19 protein-coding genes, 1 tRNA gene and 2 pseudogenes are annotated in these 16,367 nt (G+C 18.6%); 10 read left to right on the top strand and 12 right to left on the bottom strand.

Annotated features, from left to right (window positions below; translation table 11 throughout):
• Positions 1-32 precede the first annotated feature (32 nt).
• Positions 33-983, top strand: coding sequence for an RluA family pseudouridine synthase (locus RJT80_RS01425; protein ID WP_343187650.1), 951 nt, complete (start codon positions 33-35; stop codon positions 981-983).
• A gap of 47 nt (positions 984-1,030) precedes the next feature.
• On the opposite strand, the gene aroQ is transcribed toward RJT80_RS01425, so the two are convergent.
• On the bottom strand, positions 1,031-1,477 hold the full coding sequence (gene aroQ, locus RJT80_RS01420) for a type II 3-dehydroquinate dehydratase (RefSeq protein WP_343187649.1): 447 nt from the start codon (positions 1,475-1,477) through the stop codon (positions 1,031-1,033).
• Between the two features lie 167 nt (positions 1,478-1,644).
• Between aroQ and tldD the strand changes: the two genes are divergently transcribed.
• Complete coding sequence (tldD, locus tag RJT80_RS01415; RefSeq protein ID WP_343187648.1) at positions 1,645-3,090, top strand: metalloprotease TldD; 1,446 nt, start codon at positions 1,645-1,647, stop codon at positions 3,088-3,090.
• 117 nt (positions 3,091-3,207) lie between these two features.
• Here tldD and rplS read toward each other — a convergent pair whose 3' ends face one another.
• The 7 genes and pseudogenes from rplS to RJT80_RS01385 form a co-directional block, all read right to left on the bottom strand.
• Positions 3,208-3,552, bottom strand: coding sequence for a 50S ribosomal protein L19 (rplS, locus tag RJT80_RS01410; RefSeq protein WP_343187647.1), 345 nt, complete (start codon positions 3,550-3,552; stop codon positions 3,208-3,210).
• Positions 3,553-3,575: 23 nt separating this feature from the next.
• A pseudogene (gene trmD, locus RJT80_RS01405) lies at positions 3,576-4,282 on the bottom strand (tRNA (guanosine(37)-N1)-methyltransferase TrmD).
• Positions 4,283-4,304: 22 nt separating this feature from the next.
• The gene (rimM, locus tag RJT80_RS01400; protein ID WP_343187646.1) at positions 4,305-4,850 is read right to left on the bottom strand and encodes a ribosome maturation factor RimM; all 546 of its coding nucleotides are present in this window, start codon (positions 4,848-4,850) and stop codon (positions 4,305-4,307) included.
• Between the two features lie 7 nt (positions 4,851-4,857).
• Positions 4,858-5,097, bottom strand: a complete 240-nt coding sequence (rpsP, locus tag RJT80_RS01395; RefSeq protein WP_343187645.1) for a 30S ribosomal protein S16 — start codon at positions 5,095-5,097, stop codon at positions 4,858-4,860.
• A 40-nt stretch (positions 5,098-5,137) separates the two neighbouring features.
• Entirely contained in the window at positions 5,138-6,481 is a 1,344-nt protein-coding gene (gene ffh / locus RJT80_RS01390; RefSeq protein WP_343187644.1) for a signal recognition particle protein, read from the bottom strand.
• Between the two features lie 66 nt (positions 6,482-6,547).
• Positions 6,548-7,063, bottom strand: coding sequence for a prephenate dehydratase domain-containing protein (locus RJT80_RS02225; RefSeq protein ID WP_428994210.1), 516 nt, complete (start codon positions 7,061-7,063; stop codon positions 6,548-6,550).
• Positions 7,064-7,095: 32 nt separating this feature from the next.
• The gene (locus RJT80_RS01385; protein ID WP_343187643.1) at positions 7,096-7,389 is read right to left on the bottom strand and encodes a chorismate mutase; all 294 of its coding nucleotides are present in this window, start codon (positions 7,387-7,389) and stop codon (positions 7,096-7,098) included.
• A 242-nt stretch (positions 7,390-7,631) separates the two neighbouring features.
• On the opposite strand from RJT80_RS01385, the gene rplM reads away from it, so the two are divergent.
• Positions 7,632-8,066, top strand: a complete 435-nt coding sequence (rplM, locus tag RJT80_RS01380) for a 50S ribosomal protein L13 (protein WP_343187642.1) — start codon at positions 7,632-7,634, stop codon at positions 8,064-8,066.
• Positions 8,067-8,089: 23 nt separating this feature from the next.
• Entirely contained in the window at positions 8,090-8,485 is a 396-nt protein-coding gene (gene rpsI / locus RJT80_RS01375) for a 30S ribosomal protein S9 (RefSeq protein ID WP_343187641.1), read from the top strand.
• A gap of 99 nt (positions 8,486-8,584) precedes the next feature.
• On the opposite strand, the gene cgtA is transcribed toward rpsI, so the two are convergent.
• The 4 genes from cgtA to RJT80_RS01355 form a co-directional block, all read right to left on the bottom strand.
• Positions 8,585-9,583 carry an Obg family GTPase CgtA gene (gene cgtA / locus RJT80_RS01370; RefSeq protein WP_343187640.1) on the bottom strand — a complete coding sequence of 333 codons (999 nt, stop codon included), beginning with the start codon at positions 9,581-9,583 and terminating at the stop codon, positions 8,585-8,587.
• Positions 9,584-9,666: 83 nt separating this feature from the next.
• Positions 9,667-9,924, bottom strand: coding sequence for a 50S ribosomal protein L27 (gene rpmA / locus RJT80_RS01365; RefSeq protein WP_343187639.1), 258 nt, complete (start codon positions 9,922-9,924; stop codon positions 9,667-9,669).
• Position 9,925: 1 nt separating this feature from the next.
• Positions 9,926-10,249, bottom strand: a complete 324-nt coding sequence (gene rplU, locus RJT80_RS01360; protein ID WP_343187638.1) for a 50S ribosomal protein L21 — start codon at positions 10,247-10,249, stop codon at positions 9,926-9,928.
• A 38-nt stretch (positions 10,250-10,287) separates the two neighbouring features.
• Complete coding sequence (locus tag RJT80_RS01355) at positions 10,288-10,539, bottom strand: BolA/IbaG family iron-sulfur metabolism protein (RefSeq protein ID WP_343187637.1); 252 nt, start codon at positions 10,537-10,539, stop codon at positions 10,288-10,290.
• 258 nt (positions 10,540-10,797) lie between these two features.
• Between RJT80_RS01355 and greA the strand changes: the two genes are divergently transcribed.
• The 6 genes and pseudogenes from greA to nusA all read left to right on the top strand — a co-directional run bounded on the left by greA (position 10,798) and on the right by nusA (position 16,158).
• On the top strand, positions 10,798-11,277 hold the full coding sequence (gene greA / locus RJT80_RS01350; RefSeq protein ID WP_343187636.1) for a transcription elongation factor GreA: 480 nt from the start codon (positions 10,798-10,800) through the stop codon (positions 11,275-11,277).
• Positions 11,278-11,389: 112 nt separating this feature from the next.
• Positions 11,390-12,009: pseudogene (locus RJT80_RS02220) on the top strand (RlmE family RNA methyltransferase).
• 65 nt (positions 12,010-12,074) lie between these two features.
• Positions 12,075-13,868, top strand: coding sequence for an ATP-dependent zinc metalloprotease FtsH (ftsH, locus tag RJT80_RS01335; protein ID WP_343187951.1), 1,794 nt, complete (start codon positions 12,075-12,077; stop codon positions 13,866-13,868).
• A gap of 203 nt (positions 13,869-14,071) precedes the next feature.
• Positions 14,072-14,311 carry a preprotein translocase subunit SecG gene (secG, locus tag RJT80_RS01330; protein WP_343187634.1) on the top strand — a complete coding sequence of 80 codons (240 nt, stop codon included), beginning with the start codon at positions 14,072-14,074 and terminating at the stop codon, positions 14,309-14,311.
• A 31-nt stretch (positions 14,312-14,342) separates the two neighbouring features.
• A tRNA-Leu gene (locus RJT80_RS01325) sits at positions 14,343-14,433 on the top strand.
• 243 nt (positions 14,434-14,676) lie between these two features.
• The gene (nusA, locus tag RJT80_RS01320; RefSeq protein WP_343187633.1) at positions 14,677-16,158 is read left to right on the top strand and encodes a transcription termination factor NusA; all 1,482 of its coding nucleotides are present in this window, start codon (positions 14,677-14,679) and stop codon (positions 16,156-16,158) included.
• The last annotated feature ends 209 nt before the right edge of the window (positions 16,159-16,367 follow it).

Raw genomic sequence — 16,367 nt, 5'->3', positions numbered from 1 at the left:
AAATTTTTTATAATAAAAAAAGGATTTCTTTAATGGTTAATATAATATGTTTAAAAAAAACTATTTCTACAAAAAAATTTAATAATTATAGAGTAGATAAAGTTTTATCAAAATTATTTCCTAAGTATTCAAGAAGTATTATTAAAAAAAATATATTAAAAAATTATCTTTATGTAAATAATGTTATGATTAATTCTCCAGATTTTAAAATATTTAAAGGAGATATTTTACAAATTAAAATAGAAATTTATAAAAAAAATTTTAATATTCCTGAAAAAATATTTTTAGATATTATATATGAAGATTATTATTTATTAGTTATTAACAAACCATCTTCGTTAGTTGTTCACCCAGGATTAAAGAATACTACAGGAACTCTATTAAATGGTTTGCTTTATTATAATATTAATATGAATAAAATACCTAGAGCTGGAATTATTCATCGTTTAGATAAAGATACAACTGGTTTAATAATAGTAGCAAAAAGTGTTCCTTCATATTTTTTATTAAAAAAAATGATGAAGGAAAGAGAAATTATTAGAAAATATAAAGCTCTTGTTTATGGTTGTGTTACAAATGGAGGAATTATTAATTCACCAATTATTAGAGATAAAATAAGACGAACATGCATGACTGTTAATTCTATAGGAAAAATTTCAAAAACATATTATAAAATATATAAAAAGTTTTCAAATTTAACATTATTAAAATTACGTTTAGAAACTGGAAGAACACATCAAATTAGAGTTCATTTAAAATCTATAAATCATCCAATTGTTGGAGATAAAAAATATAAATGTAATTTAAATATTTTTTATGGATTAGAAAAAAATATATATTTTAAACAAATCAAGAATTTTCATAGACAAGCTTTACATGCTTATAAATTAATTTTTATTCATCCTATAACAAAAAAAAAAATTATTTTAAAATCAAATCTTCCAAAGGATATTCAAAATTTAATTTTAAATTTAAAAAAATAAAAAATTTTATTTTATTAAAAAAAATTATTAATATTTTTTTAAAAATATTATTTTAAATTTAATCTTTTAATAGCTGTTTTTAATGCCCATTTATAACCATCTACTCCTAATCCACAAATTATTCCATTAGAAATATCTGATAACCAAGAATGAGCTCTAAAATTTTCACGAGCGTAAATATTTGATATATGAATTTCAATAAATGGAATATTAACAGCTAATAAAGCATCTCTTAAAGCAATGCTAGTATGTGTAAAAGCAGCTGGATTAATAATAATATAATTTATTTTATCTTTTTTAGAATTATGTATTTTATCAATTAATATATGTTCTGCATTAGATTGTAAATGTATTAAATTAATTGAAAGTTTTTTACTATATTTTATTAATTTTTTTAATAAATTTGATAATGAAAGTTTTCCATAAATTTTTTTTTCTCTATTTCCTAATAAATTTAAATTTGGTCCATTTAAAAGTAAAATATTTTTTTTCATTTTTTATTTTTTTTAATTTTTAATAATTTTTATAAAATTATATTATACAATACAAATATAAAGATTCAATATATAAAATATAGGTTTAATATTATTTAAAATTTGTTTTAAATAAAAAATATAATTTTAAAATAATTTTTTTAAATATTTTTTATAAGAGAGTATATATGTTGAAAATAGTAAAAAACAAAATATTATATAAAAATAATATTAGTACAAATGATATATTTTCTATTTTATCTGATATATCAGAGAAAAAAATACATTATTCAGATATTTATTTTCAATCTAAAATGAATGAATCTTGGATATTAGAAAATAAAATTATTAAAAATGGATTTTATAATTTTAATAAAGGAATTGGTTTGAGAGCAATATATAAAGAAATGACAGGTTTTGCATATACGGATCAAATTAATATTTTAGGATTACAAAAAATTTGCAAATCTGTTAAAAATATTTTAAATAAAAAAAAAATATATAATAATGAAAAATTTATAAAAAATAATAATAAATCTTTTTATGGATTTCAAAATCCTTTATATTCTCTTTCTAATAAAAAAAAAATTAATATATTAAATCAAGTAAATTTTTTTTCTAGAAATTATGATTCAAGAGTTTCTAAAGTTACTGCTTGTTTATCAGGATCTTATGAATATATTTTAATTGCATCAACAGACGGTATTTTATCAGCAGATATTAGACCATTAGTTTCTTTAAGAATTAGTGTATTATCAGAAAATAAAGGAAAAAGAGAAATTGGAACATCTAGCGGGGGAATAAGAGGGACATATAAATATTTTTTAAAAATAAATAAAAATGGAATATCAAATTTAAGAAGTTTATCTGAAGAAGCAGCTAGAATTTCTATTTTAAATTTATCTTCTAAAGAAGCTCCATCTGGGTCTTTTCCTGTAATATTAGGACCAGGATGCCCAGGAGTGTTATTACATGAAGCTGTTGGTCATGGATTAGAAGGTGATTTTAATAGAAAAAAATTATCTGTTTATAGTAATAAAATTAATACAAAAATAGCATCAAATTTATGTACAGTAATAGATGATGGAACAAAAAAAAATTTTAGAGGTTCTATTTCTATTGATGATGAAGGAACTCCAGGAAAATATAATATTTTAATAAAAAAAGGAATTTTAAAAAAATATTTACAAGATAAATTTAATGCATCATTAACTAACACAATATCCACAGGAAACGCAAGAAGAGAATCATATGCTTATCTTCCTATACCTAGAATGACTAATACTTATATGTTATCTGGAAATTCAACATTTAAAGAAATGATAGAAAGTGTAGAATATGGAATTTATGCGGTAAATTTTACTGGAGGGCAAGTGGATATTACTTCTGGAGAATTTGTTTTTTCTACTTCTGAAGCATATTTAATAAAAAAAGGTAAAATTGTTTATCCTATTAAAAATGTTACATTAATTGGATCTGGTTTATCAGTAATGAATAAAATTTCTATGGTTGGAAATGATTTAGTAATAAATAATGGATCAAGTATTTGTGTAAAAGATGGTCAAGAAATTCCAGTTTGTGTAGGTCAACCTACAATTAAAATAGATAATTTAACTATTGGTGGTACAAAATAATTTTGTTTTCATTAATTTTTATTAAAAAATTTGATACATGCAGTCACATTTTTTATTATGACTGCGTGTTTTTTATAAATTTAAATTTTTAAAAAAATATATTATAATAATTTAGAATTATATTTTTTCTTTTATTCTTGCAGATTTTCCAAATTTTTTACGTAAATAATATAATTTAGATTTTTTAACTTTTCCTTTTCTTTTTATAAATATTTTTTTAATATTATAAGAATGAGTTTGAAACACTCTTTCTACACCTTCTCCATTAGAAATTTTTCTTACACAAAAAGAAGATTGTAAAAATCTATTTTTTTTTGCTATTACAATTCCTTCAAAAGATTGTAAACGTTTTTTAGATCCTTCCATTACCCATACTTTAACTTCGATTGTATCTCCTGAATTAAATTTTGGTATATTTTTTTTTATTTGTTTTTTTTCTATTTTGTGTATAATATTTTTCATATTTTTGTCTTTAATTAGAATTTTTATATTTTTTTATTTAATTTTTTTTTAAATTTATTTAAAAATTTTTTTTCTATATTTTTTAATTTCTTTTTTTTTAATAATTTAGGTTTTTTTAAAAATGTTTGTTGAATAGATTTTTTTAATCTCCATAATTTAATTTTTTTATGATTTCCTGATAAAAGAATTTTTGGAACTTTCATATTATCTATTATTTTTGGTCTTGTATAATGAGGATAATCTAATAACATATGAGAAAAAGAATCTTGATGTTCAGATTTTTTTTTTTTTATTACTCCTGGAAGAAATCTAGATATACTATCTATAAAAACCATTGCAGCTAATTCTCCTCCAGTTAAAATATAATTTCCAATTGATATTTCTTTATTAACATATTTATTTATTAATCTTTGATCTATTCCTTGATATCTTCCACAAATTAATATAATTATTTTTTTTTTAGATAATTTTTTTAATCTTGAATTTGATATTTTTTTTCCTTGAGGAGATAAATAAATAACTATACATTTTTTATTTTTTTTAGCTTTTATGATAGCTTTTTTTAAAGGTAAAAAACTCATAATCATTCCTGGACCTCCTCCATAAGGTCTATCATCTATATTTTTATTTTTTTTATTACTAAATTTTCTAATGTTTAAAATACTTAATTTAATGATTTTTTTTTTATTGCTCTAGATATCATTCCATAATTAATAATTGAATTAAACATTTTTGGAAAAATTGTAAGTATTTTAAAATTTATCAAAAAATTTATCCTTTTTTTGGTTAATAATTATTTTTTTTTCTTTTATTTTTATTTTTTTTATAATTTTATTTTCAATAAATGGTATTAATTTTTCTATATTTTTTTGTTTGAAAGATTTTAAAGTAATTTTTAAAATATCATTTGATGGCGTTCGAATTATTTCTTTTACTATTCCAATAAATTTTTTATTTTTATCAAAAACTTTTGAATTAAGAATTTCATGCCAATAATATTCATTTTTATATTTTTTTTTTAATTGATTAGAATAAATAAATATTTTTTTATTTTTAAAAAAAAATGCTTCATTTCTAGTATTAATATTTTTTATTTTTATTAAAAAAAAATTTTTATAATTTTTCCAAGATTGAATTTTTAATTTTTTTATTTTTTTTTTATCATAATATAATAAAGGTTTATATTTAAAAATATTTTCTTTTGTTTCAGTGAATGAAAAAATTTTTAACCAACCTAAAATTCCATATGGAAAAAATATTTTTCCTATTATTATTTTTTTAAATATTTTTAAACTCATTTAAATTTTACTTATATTTTTTTATTAGGTATTTTAATCTATAAGATATTTGTGCTCCAACAGAAACCCAATATTTAATTTTTTCTTTATTTATTTGAAAAGATATATTTTTATTATTAATAATAGGATTAAAAAATCCAATTTTTTCAATAAATTTTCCATTTCTAGAAGATCTACTATCTGTAACAACAATTTTATAAAAAGGTTTTTTATTTGATCCATGTCTAGAAAGTCGTATTTTTACCATATTTTAAATTTTCCTTAAAAATTATTTTCTATATTTGATATTAAAAAATCATATTTTTTATATTTTTAAATAATTTAATAATTCCAACATTTTTCATTTTTTTCATTATGTTTTTCATTAATTCAAATTGTTTTAAAAGTTTATTAATATCTTGAATATTTGTTCCAGATCCTAAAGCAATTCTTTTTTTTCTTGAATATTTTATAATTTTTGGATTTTTTCTTTCTTTTATAGTCATAGATTTAATTATAGAATCTATTTTTATAAACATTTTATCATTAATTTGAAATAAAATATTTTTTTTTATATTATTATTTAAAGGTAATTTATTTAATATTGTTTTGATTTTTCCTATTTTTTTTATTTGATAAATTTGTTTTAAAAAATCATTTAAATTAAATTTATTTCCTTGTTTTATTTTTTTATTTAATTTATTTAAGTACTTCTTATCAACTTTTTTTTCTATAGATTTAATTAATGAAAATGTATTTTCCATTCCAAGAATTTTAGAAACTATTTGTTTTCCATTAAATATTATAATATCATTAAATTTTTCTCCATTTCCTAGAAATTTAATCGGGATATTTGTAATATATTTTATTGATAATACTATTCCACATCTAGTGTTTGAATCTATTTTAGTTAAAAAAATTGATGTTATAGGTAATAACTTATTAAATTGTTTAATGATATTTATAGAATCTTGTCCTATCATTGAATCAACTACAAAAATTGTTTCTATTGGTTTAATAAAGTTATAAATATTTTTTATTTCTTTCATTAAATGTACATCAATATGCATTCTTCCAGCAGTATCTATAAATAATACATCATATTTTTTTATATTAGCATAGTTTATTGCTTTGTTTATTATATCTATAGGTTTTTGTTGATTATTAGAATCAAAAAAATCTATTTTTACTTGAGAAGATATAATTTTTAATTGTTTAATTGCAGCAGCTCTAGTTGTATCTGTTGAAACTACTAAAATTTTTTTTTTATAATTATTTTGAAATAAATAAGCAAGTTTTCCAATACTAGTTGTTTTTCCTGATCCTTGTAATCCTATTATTAAAAAAATAGATAATTTTTTTTTTAAAAATTTTATTTTATAATTATTATTTCCTATAATAGATATTAATTCTTTTTTTACTATTTTAATAAATTCTTGACCTGGAGTTAAAGATTTATTAATTTTATTTCCAATACATTTTGTTTTAATTTTTTTAATAAGTTTCTTAATAATAAATAATGAAACATCTGCTTCTAATAATGAAATTCTTACTTCTCTTAATGTTTGTTTAATATTTTCATTAGTAATTCGTCCTTTATTTGATATTTTATTTATAATTTTAGAAAAACATTTAGTTAAATTTTTAAACATTTTTTATACTCAAAATTGTTTTATAGTAATTGAATGTTTTATATATTTTATTTAAAAAATTTATAGTTATATTTTTTTATTTTTTGATAGTATATAAAATAATGTTTTATTATCATGACAATTAGATATATTTTTTTTAATTATCTTCATATTATTTAATTTACTACATATTTCATTTCCTATTGCTGCAATATTATTTTTTTTATTATTTGAAACAATTTTTATTGCATCAGATGAACTATTTGTATATTTTATTTTCCAATGAGAAAATTTATTTATAAATAATTCACATTGTTTTATAGGTTGAGAATGACTATATATAACTTTTATAGTTTTTAATGATTGTTTTTTTTTTGATATTAAACAATGATTAATTGAAATTTTTATTTTGTCTATAAAAAAAAAATTATTTTTTTTAAGTATTTTATTAGTTTCTTCAATTATTCCAGAAATTTTATTTTTAATAGGAAAAATTGCATAAATATTTTTTTTTTTAGTTTTTTTAACAATATTTTCAAAATTTTTACATGGAATAGCATGTAATTGTTTTTTTTTTTTTTTTGAATATTTTAATGCAGCAATGTAAGAATAAGATCCTTTAGGTCCTAAAAATGCTATTTTAATTTTTTTTTTTTTAATTTTTTTTTTTGAGTTTTTATCGAATTTTTAATAATAATCTTAAAAATTTTAATTAAATATTTTTTTTTAAGATTATATTTTTTACCTTCATATATAATTTTTTCAAATATTTTATTTTCTCTTTTTTTATCTTTTATTGGATAATTACTATGAATTTTTTCTTTAACAATTTTTTTAGAAATTAAATTTCTTTTATATAATAAATTAATAATAGATTTATTTATAATATTTATTTTTTTTCTTAAATGTAATATTTTTTTATTTTTCATTTTTTTTCCATTTTTTTTATAGATTATTTTTTATTGTATAAATATAAAATAAAAATATTTTAATTTATATAAATTAATATATTTTTTATTTTATTTGATTAAAAAATTTTTTATTAAAAATATTTTAATAAAAATAATTTTTAATGTTAATATTTTATTCTTATATATAAATATTATTTTTTATTATAGTATTTTTTTAAATTTTTATAAAGTTTAAAAAATTTTTTAATATAGGCATATATATGAATACAAAAAGTTTTTCTATTTCTTCTAAAAATATAATAAAGAAATGGTATTTTATTGATGCAACGGACAAAATATTAGGTCGTTTATGTACTTTAATATCACATTATTTAAGAGGTAAACATAAGGAAATCTATACACCATATATGGATGTTGGAGATTATATAATTGTAATTAATGCATCAAAAATTCGTTTAACAGGAAAAAAAACTAAACAAAAAATTTATTATCGACATACTGGACATGTTAGTGGTTTAAAAAAAGTTAAATTTTCAGATATGATTATAAATAATCCTGAAAAAGTTATAAAAAAATCTGTGTATGGAATGCTACCAAAAGGACCTTTAGGTCGATTAATTTTTAAAAAATTAAAAGTTTATCGTGATTCATTTCATAATCATCATTCTCAAAAACCAATATTGCTTGAAATTTAAAATTAGGATGTAAATATAAAAAAATGAGTACAGTTCAAAATAATTATGGAACAGGTCGAAGAAAATCTTCTTCTGCTCGTGTTTTTTTAAAAATTGGAAATGGAAAAATAGTAGTTAATAAAATAAAATTAGAAGAATATTTTAGTCGAAAAACTGCTTGTATGATTATTAAACAACCATTAAAGTTAGTCAAAATGAAAGATAAATTTGATTTTTATATTACTGTTAAAGGAGGTGGAATTTCAGGACAAGCTGGTGCTATAAGACAAGGGATTGCTCGAGCATTAATAAAATATGATAATTCTTTATTAAAAGAATTAAGAAAATCTGGATTTGTTACTCGAGACTCTCGTCAAGTAGAAAGAAAAAAAGTTGGTTTTAGAAAATCTAGAAGAAAACCTCAATTTTCTAAAAGATAATATTTTTAATTAAATTATATACAAGTTAAATAATTAAAATTTTTTATAATCAATTTTTTTAACTTGTATAAAGAAATATTTTTTATATAAATAATTAATTTATACTAATTTACTGAAATCTTTGCATAAATTATTTATTCCATTTTTAGTAACTGATGAAATTATATAATATTTTTTAATATTTTTTACTTTTTTTAATATTTTACTTATTTTTTTTTTAATTTTTTTTTTTTTTATTAAATCTGATTTGTTGAAAATGATCCATCTTTTTTTTTTATATAATGAGTAATTATATAATTTTAATTCTGTATGAATTATAAAAATATTTTTAATAATTTCTTTATAATTTTTTACAGACAAATCAATCATATGTAATAGTATTTTACATTTTTCTAAATGTTTTAAAAATTTTAATCCTAAACCAGATCCTTTTGATGCTCCTGAAATTATTCCTGGTATATCTGCAATAATTATTTTTTTTTTTGATTTTGTAAAAAATACACCTAAATTTGGAATTAAAGTAGTAAATGCATAATTACCAATTTTCGGTTTAGCTGAAGAAATACTTTTCATAAAAGTAGATTTTCCAACGTTTGGCAAACCAAGAATTCCAATATCAGCTAATAAAGAAAGTTCTAATTTGATTACTTTTGTTTCGCCTTTTTTTCCAATTGATCTTTTTCTTGGAGTTCTGTTTGTTGGAGATTTAAACCTAGTATTTCCAAGTCCATGCCAACCTCCTTGTATTGCAAGAAATAATTCTTTATCATATTTAAATTCTTTAATAATTTCATTATTATCAAAGTTAATTATTTTAGTTCCTATAGGAACAAATAATATTTTATCTTTTCCTTTTTTTCCAGATTTATTTCTTTTTTTTCCAGATTCTCCATTTTCTGCTTGTATTATTTTTTTAAATGTATAATCAATTAAAGTATTTAAATTTTTATCTGATTTAAACCAAATACTTCCTCCATCTCCTCCATCTCCTCCATCTGGTCCACCTTTTGGAGCATTTTTTTCTCTTCTAAAACTTATTATTCCGTTTCCTCCATTTCCGGATTTAATTTTAATAATTGCTTCATCAATAAATTTCATATAACAATGCTCTTATAAAAAATTATTTTTTTATTTTTTTATAAAAAAATAAATTTATAATTTTATATTTTAAAATAATATTTTTATTTTTGTATTACATTTATAAATTTTTTTTGTTTTAATCCTTTTTTTTTAAATTGAACTATTCCATCTATTATAGAATATATTGTATGATCTTTTCCGCATTTAGTATTTATTCCTGGATGAAATTTTGTTCCTCTTTGTTTAACAATAATTGATCCAGATTTAACATATTCTCCTCCAAAACATTTAACTCCTAATCGTTTTGAATGTGAATCACGTCCATTTCTTGTTGAACCACCAGCTTTTTTATGTGCCATATTAAATATCCTTTTTTATTTTAATATTTTGTATTTTAATACTAGTATAGTATTGTCTATGACCTTGTTTTTTTTTATAATGCTTACGACGATTAAATTTAATAATATTAATTTTTTTTTCTCTTCCATGGCTAAAAATTTTAGCTTTTATTACAGCATTTTTTAAAATAGGATTTCCTAAAAATATTTTTTTCTTTTTTTTTAAGAATAAAATATTTTTAAATTTTATTATATTACCAATATTAGAATTAATTTTTTCTAATCTTAAAATTTGTCCTATTTTTACTTTATACTGTTTTCCTCCATTTTTAAAAATTGCATACATAAGAAGTTCTCCATATTTAATAAATTTATATTTTTATATTATTTTTTTTTATTTTTTTTAAGTTTTTTCCATTCATTTAATGAATATGCTTTTATTGAAATAGCATGTATTTTTTTTTTTGTAATTAATTTTAATAATGGAGAATATATTATTTTTTGTCTATTAACTTCATTTGTTTTAAAAAATATTTTTCCAACTGCTGTGATTTTATAATAATTATTTTTTTTTTTTACTTTTACATAAAATAAATTTAATTTTTTTATTAATATTTTTTTTATTTTGTTTTTCATTTTTTTTTTTTTTTTTTTTTATTTTAATATAAATTTAAATTTATAAAAATATTTTTTAATTTATTGTTCTTATATTTTTAATTATTTTAAATTAATTAAAAATTAATAGTATTAATATATCATGTATTATAATAAATTTATTATTTTTATTTATAAATTGATTTATAATATTTAAAATATTTAAAATTTTTAAATAAAATATTTTTAAAGAATAATATTATTTATAATTTTGTATAAAAAAAATTAAGGTTTTTATATATGAAAAATAAAATTCCAATGACAATAAAAGGTGAAAAAAAATTAAGAAAAGAATTAAATAAATTAAAAAATATTATAAGACCAAAAATTATTTCTTCTATTTCTGAAGCGAGAGCTCATGGAGATTTAAAAGAAAATGCTGAATATCATGCTGCAAAAGAAGAACAAGGTTTTTGTGAAAGAAAAATTCAAGAAATAGAATATCAATTATCTAATGCAAATGTTATAGATGTTACTAAAATGTCTATGAATAAAAAAATTTTTTTTGGAGCAACAGTTGATATTTTAAATGTACAATCTGATAGTATTCATACTTATCAAATTGTTGGAGATAATGAAGCTAATTTTAAAAAAAAATTAATTTCAATTAATTCCCCAATGGCTAGAGGGTTAATTGGAAAAAAAATTAATGATTTAGCTATAATTAAAACTCCTGTTGGATCTGTTACATATAAGATTTTAAAAATAACATATATATAATTTATGAATTATAAAATAAAAATTTTAATATATAATTTTTTAAACTAATAAAAACATTTTTATAATAAATAATATAAATATATAAAAAAAATAATAAAAAAATAATTAAAAAATGAAAAAAAAATCTAGTTCTAAATTATGGTTAAGAAATCATTTTAAAGATGTATATGTAAAAAAATCACATAAAAAAAAAATACGCTCTCGAGCATGGTTTAAAATTCAAGAAATACATAAAAAATTTAATATATTTAAATTAGGTAATATAGTTATAGATATAGGATGTTTTCCAGGAAGTTGGTCTCAATATGCTATAAAAAAAGTTGGTCAAATAGGAACAGTTATATCATGTGATATAAAATTAATGAACCCTATTCCAAAAGTAATTTTTATACAAGGAAATATAAAAAAAAAAAAACTTATTTATCTATTTTAAATGCTTTAAGAAATAGAAAATCTAATTTAGTTATGTCTGATTTATCTCCAAAAATAACAGGTCATTCTTTAATTGATGTTTGTAGATCTATAAATTTGAGTAAAATTGTATTTAATTTATCTTTAAATATTTTATATAAAAATGGAATTTTTATAACTAAAATATTTCAAGGAGATGGATTTGATTTATATATTAAGTCTATTAAAAATTATTTTTCTATGGTAAAAATTTATAAACCAAAATCTTCTAGCTCAAAATCTCGTGAAATTTTTGTTATAGCAAAAAATATAAAAAAATAATTAGTTAATGATATTTTATTTTATTATATCATGTAATTTATATGAGGATTAATATCTTGAAAAAAATAGTAAAAAAAATGCTCATTTGGTCTATTTTTATTATTATATTTACATCTATATTTCGAAATTTTCATTCAAATGATTTTGATCGATATAGAATAAATTATTCAACTTTTTTATCTGAAGTTAATCAAAAAAAAATACGTTCAGTTATAATTGATGGACAAGAAATTTATGTGACTAAAAAAGATAATAGTAAATATTGTACTTTTCTTCCCTTACATGATTCAAATTTGTTAACTCATCTTGTATCAAAAAATGTTAAAATTCAAGGAAAAAATTCAGAAGAAGTTAGTTTTTTATGGTCTGTTTTTATTTCTTGGTTTCCTATGATAATGTTGATTGTTGCATGGATTTTTTTTATTAGACAAATTCAAATAAGTGGAAAAGGAGCAATGTCTTTTGGAAAAAATAAAGCTAAAATATTTAAAAAAAATGAAATAAAAACTACTTTTTCAGATGTTGCTGGATGTGATGAAGCTAAAGAAGATGTAAAAGAATTAGTTGATTATCTTAAAAATCCAAAGAAATTTAAAAAATTAGGTGGAATTTCTCCAAAAGGATTATTAATGGTTGGTCAACCAGGAACTGGAAAAACTCTTTTAGCAAAAGCAATAGCTGGAGAAGCAAATGTTCCTTTTTTTATTATTTCTGGTTCAGATTTTGTAGAAATGTTTATTGGTGTAGGAGCTTCAAGAGTTCGAGATATGTTTGAAAAATCTAGAAAATTATCTCCTTGTATAATTTTTATTGATGAAATTGATGCAGTTGGAAGAAAAAGAGGAACTGGATTAGGTGGAGGTAATGATGAAAGAGAACAAACTTTAAATCAAATTTTAGTTGAAATGGATGGATTTGATAAAAATGAAGGAGTGATTTTAATTGCAGCAACAAATAGACCAGATGTTTTAGATCCTGCTTTATTACGACCAGGAAGATTTGATCGTCAAGTATTTGTTCCATTACCTGATATTAAAGGAAGAGAACAAATATTAAATGTTCATGTTAAAAAAATTGCAATATCTAAAGATTTTAATTCAACAATTATAGCTAGAGGAACGCCTGGATTTTCTGGAGCAGATTTAGCTAATTTAGTTAATGAATCAGCTCTTTTTGCTGCTAGAAGAAATCATACTTCAGTCTTAATGGATGATTTTGAAAAAGCAAAAGATAAAATTATGATGGGTCCTGAAAGAAAATCTATGATTATGAGTGTGGAACAAAAAGAATATATTGCATATCATGAAGCAGGTCATGCTATTGTAGGAAAATTAGTTCCTGAACATGATCCAGTTCATAAAGTAACAATTATTCCTAGAGGAAATGCTTTAGGTTTAACATTTTTTTTACCTAAAACAGATCATTTAAGCATTAGTAAAAAAAAAATAGAAAGTCAAATTGCTACACTTTATGGAGGAAGAATTGCAGAAGAAATTATTTATGGAGAAGATTTTGTTTCAACTGGAGCATCTAATGATATTAAAGTAGCAACGAATTTAGCAAAAAATATGGTTATTAAATGGGGATTTTCAAAAAAATTAGGACCTTTATTATATTGTGATGAAGAAATTTTATTAGAGAGATCATCTTTACAATCTAATAATTTTTCAAATTATACTAAAAAAATAATTGATCAAGAAATTAAAGAAATTATTGATATAAATTATTTAAAAGCAAGAAAAATAATAGAAAAAAATTTAGATATTTTACATTCTATGAAAAATGCATTAATTAAATATGAAACAATTAATACAAATCAAATTGATTTATTAATGAATAGAAAATTTAAAATGGAATAACATAATTATTTTAAATAAAAAAATTTATTACAAAATTTATAACTTTAAAATATATATTTTTTTATTTTTTTTATTAAATTTTATTTGATATATAGAATATAATTAAATAATATTTTTTTAATATTTAAAATTATAATTATTTTTAATTTAAATATATAATTTATATATTAAAAGTATTACTATTAAATATAGGATTATTAAAAGTGCGAGCATTTTTTTTATTAATTTATTTATTTTTTTCATTAATGTTAATTTTTTTAATTTTAATACAAAAAACTCAAGGTTCATCAAATATTAATATCACTAATAATAAAAATTTATTTAATATTTCAACAAAAAATGAATTTTTGACACGTTTAACTATTATATGTTCATTTTTTTTTTTAATATTAAGTATATTACAATGTAACATTAATAATTATATTTTAGAAAGAGTTGAATAAAATTTATTTTTTTATATTTTTTTAAATAATTACCGAGATGGTGAAAATGGTATACACGCTACTTTGAGGTAGTAGTGCTTATTTTAATTTTAAGCATACAGGTTCGAGTCCTGTTCTCGGTATTTTAAAAAAAAAATATTATTTTTAATAAAAAATTTTAAAAATTTTTTATTAAAATATAAAATTTTAATAATTTAAAAATATAAAATATCATATTATGTTTATTTTTAATTAAAAACCCCGTTTATTCGGGGTTTTTTATTATTTCATTTAAAGTTATTTATTTTTAATAGTATTATATTTTTTAAAAAATAATATATTTATATTGAATTATTTTAAAAAATAATATTTAAGGTATTTTAAATATGAAAAAAGATATTTTAAAAGTAATTGAATCTGTTTCAAATGAAAAATCTATTCCTAAAACAGTTATTTTTAAAGCTTTAGAACAAGCTTTGTCTAGTGCAACAAAAAAAAAAATAAAAAAAAATATTAATATTAGAGTTAAAATTAATAAAAAAAATGGAAATTTTAAAACTTATCGAAGATGGTTAGTAGTAAAAGAAGTTTTTCAACCAATGAAAGAAATTACATTAGAAGCAGCTCAACATGAAGATAAAAACATTAATTTAAATGATTATATTGAAGAAAAAATAAAATCTATTAAATTTGATAGAATTACTACTCAAACAGCTAAACAAGTAATGATTCAAAAAGTAAGAGAAGCTGAAAGATTAATTATGGTTAATAATTTTAAAAAAAGAACTGGTTTAATTCATACGGGAATCGTTAAAAAAATAACTCGCGATTATATTATCCTAGATTTAGGAGATAATGCAGAAGGTTTTTTATTAAAAGAAGAAATGCTTCCTAGAGAAAACTTTAGGTTAGGTGATCGAGTTAAAAGTATATTATATTGTATTCAATCTAAAAAAAATAATTCTAAATTACTTTTAAGTCGTTCTAGATCTGAAATGTTAACTGAGTTATTAAAAATTGAAGTTCCTGAAATAGGAGAAGGAATTATTGAAATTAAAGAAATTGCAAGAGACCCTGGTTCTAGATCAAAAATTGCAGTTAAAACTAATGATAAAAAAATTGATCCTGTAGGTGCTTGTGTAGGAATGAGAGGTGCCAGAGTTCAAGCTGTATCAAATGAATTATTTGGAGAAAAAATTGATATTGTTTTATGGGACAAAAATATTTTAAAATTTGTTGTTAATTCTATGGCTCCTGCAGAAGTTTTATCAATTATTGTGAATAAAAAAAAAAATTTTATAGATATTACAGTAGATTTAAAAAATTTAGCTCAAGCTATTGGAAGAAATGGTCAAAATGTTAAGTTAGCTTCTATTTTAAGTAAATGGGAGTTAAATGTTATGACTGAAGATGAATTTAAAAATAAAAAAAAACAAGAAAAATATTTTTTATATAATTTGTTTAAAAAAAATTTTAAAATTGATAAAACTGTTTTTGAAATGTTATTTTCAAAAAATATTTCTTCAATTAAAGAATTATTTTTAATTTCTGATAAAAAACTTTTAAAAATATTAAATTCTGATAAAAAATTATTTAAAAAAGTTAAAAAAAATATTAAAAATTCGCGTTCTATTTTTTTATTAAATAAAAAACGATCTAAAATACGTTATGTTTTAAATGAAGATTTATTAAATTTAAATGGAATGAATGATAATATTGCATTACAACTATTTAAAAAAAAAATATTTACTTTAGAAGAATTATCAAATCAAAGTATTGAAGATTTAATTGATATTCAAGAATTAAATAAAAAACTTTCAGGAGAATTAATTATGTCCGCTAGAAATATATGTTGGTTTAATAAATAAATATAATTTTTAAATTAGTCTTTTTAATTTTGTTTGGAATTAAAAATAAATACATGTAAAATAAATATTAAAATAATATATAAAAAAAATATATTTATTTTTTTTATAAAAAAATTTTTTGAATTTTTTTTTAAATAAAATAAATATTTATTAAAATTATTTAAAATTTTAAACACAAATATATTTTATATTTAAAATAAAAAATAAGA

Origin of the sequence: Buchnera aphidicola (Periphyllus koelreuteriae) (assembly GCF_039360445.1) — a bacterium.
GTDB classification, from domain to species: domain Bacteria; phylum Pseudomonadota; class Gammaproteobacteria; order Enterobacterales; family Enterobacteriaceae; genus Buchnera_J; species Buchnera_J aphidicola_BM.
The sequence above is the reverse complement of the archived record's forward strand: the minus strand, read 5'-3'. Positions and strand labels throughout refer to the sequence as shown.

Coding starts and splice junctions, on each gene's coding strand:
- RJT80_RS01425 (WP_343187650.1), top strand. CDS start 33: ATGGTTAATATAATATGTTTAAAAAAAACTATTTCTACAAAAAAATTT.
- aroQ (WP_343187649.1), bottom strand. CDS start 1,477: ATGAAAAAAAATATTTTACTTTTAAATGGACCAAATTTAAATTTATTA.
- tldD (WP_343187648.1), top strand. CDS start 1,645: ATGTTGAAAATAGTAAAAAACAAAATATTATATAAAAATAATATTAGT.
- rplS (WP_343187647.1), bottom strand. CDS start 3,552: ATGAAAAATATTATACACAAAATAGAAAAAAAACAAATAAAAAAAAAT.
- rimM (WP_343187646.1), bottom strand. CDS start 4,850: ATGAGTTTAAAAATATTTAAAAAAATAATAATAGGAAAAATATTTTTT.
- rpsP (WP_343187645.1), bottom strand. CDS start 5,097: ATGGTAAAAATACGACTTTCTAGACATGGATCAAATAAAAAACCTTTT.
- ffh (WP_343187644.1), bottom strand. CDS start 6,481: ATGTTTAAAAATTTAACTAAATGTTTTTCTAAAATTATAAATAAAATA.
- RJT80_RS01385 (WP_343187643.1), bottom strand. CDS start 7,389: ATGAAAAATAAAAAAATATTACATTTAAGAAAAAAAATAAATATTATA.
- rplM (WP_343187642.1), top strand. CDS start 7,632: ATGAATACAAAAAGTTTTTCTATTTCTTCTAAAAATATAATAAAGAAA.
- rpsI (WP_343187641.1), top strand. CDS start 8,090: ATGAGTACAGTTCAAAATAATTATGGAACAGGTCGAAGAAAATCTTCT.
- cgtA (WP_343187640.1), bottom strand. CDS start 9,583: ATGAAATTTATTGATGAAGCAATTATTAAAATTAAATCCGGAAATGGA.
- rpmA (WP_343187639.1), bottom strand. CDS start 9,924: ATGGCACATAAAAAAGCTGGTGGTTCAACAAGAAATGGACGTGATTCA.
- rplU (WP_343187638.1), bottom strand. CDS start 10,249: ATGTATGCAATTTTTAAAAATGGAGGAAAACAGTATAAAGTAAAAATA.
- RJT80_RS01355 (WP_343187637.1), bottom strand. CDS start 10,539: ATGAAAAACAAAATAAAAAAAATATTAATAAAAAAATTAAATTTATTT.
- greA (WP_343187636.1), top strand. CDS start 10,798: ATGAAAAATAAAATTCCAATGACAATAAAAGGTGAAAAAAAATTAAGA.
- nusA (WP_343187633.1), top strand. CDS start 14,677: ATGAAAAAAGATATTTTAAAAGTAATTGAATCTGTTTCAAATGAAAAA.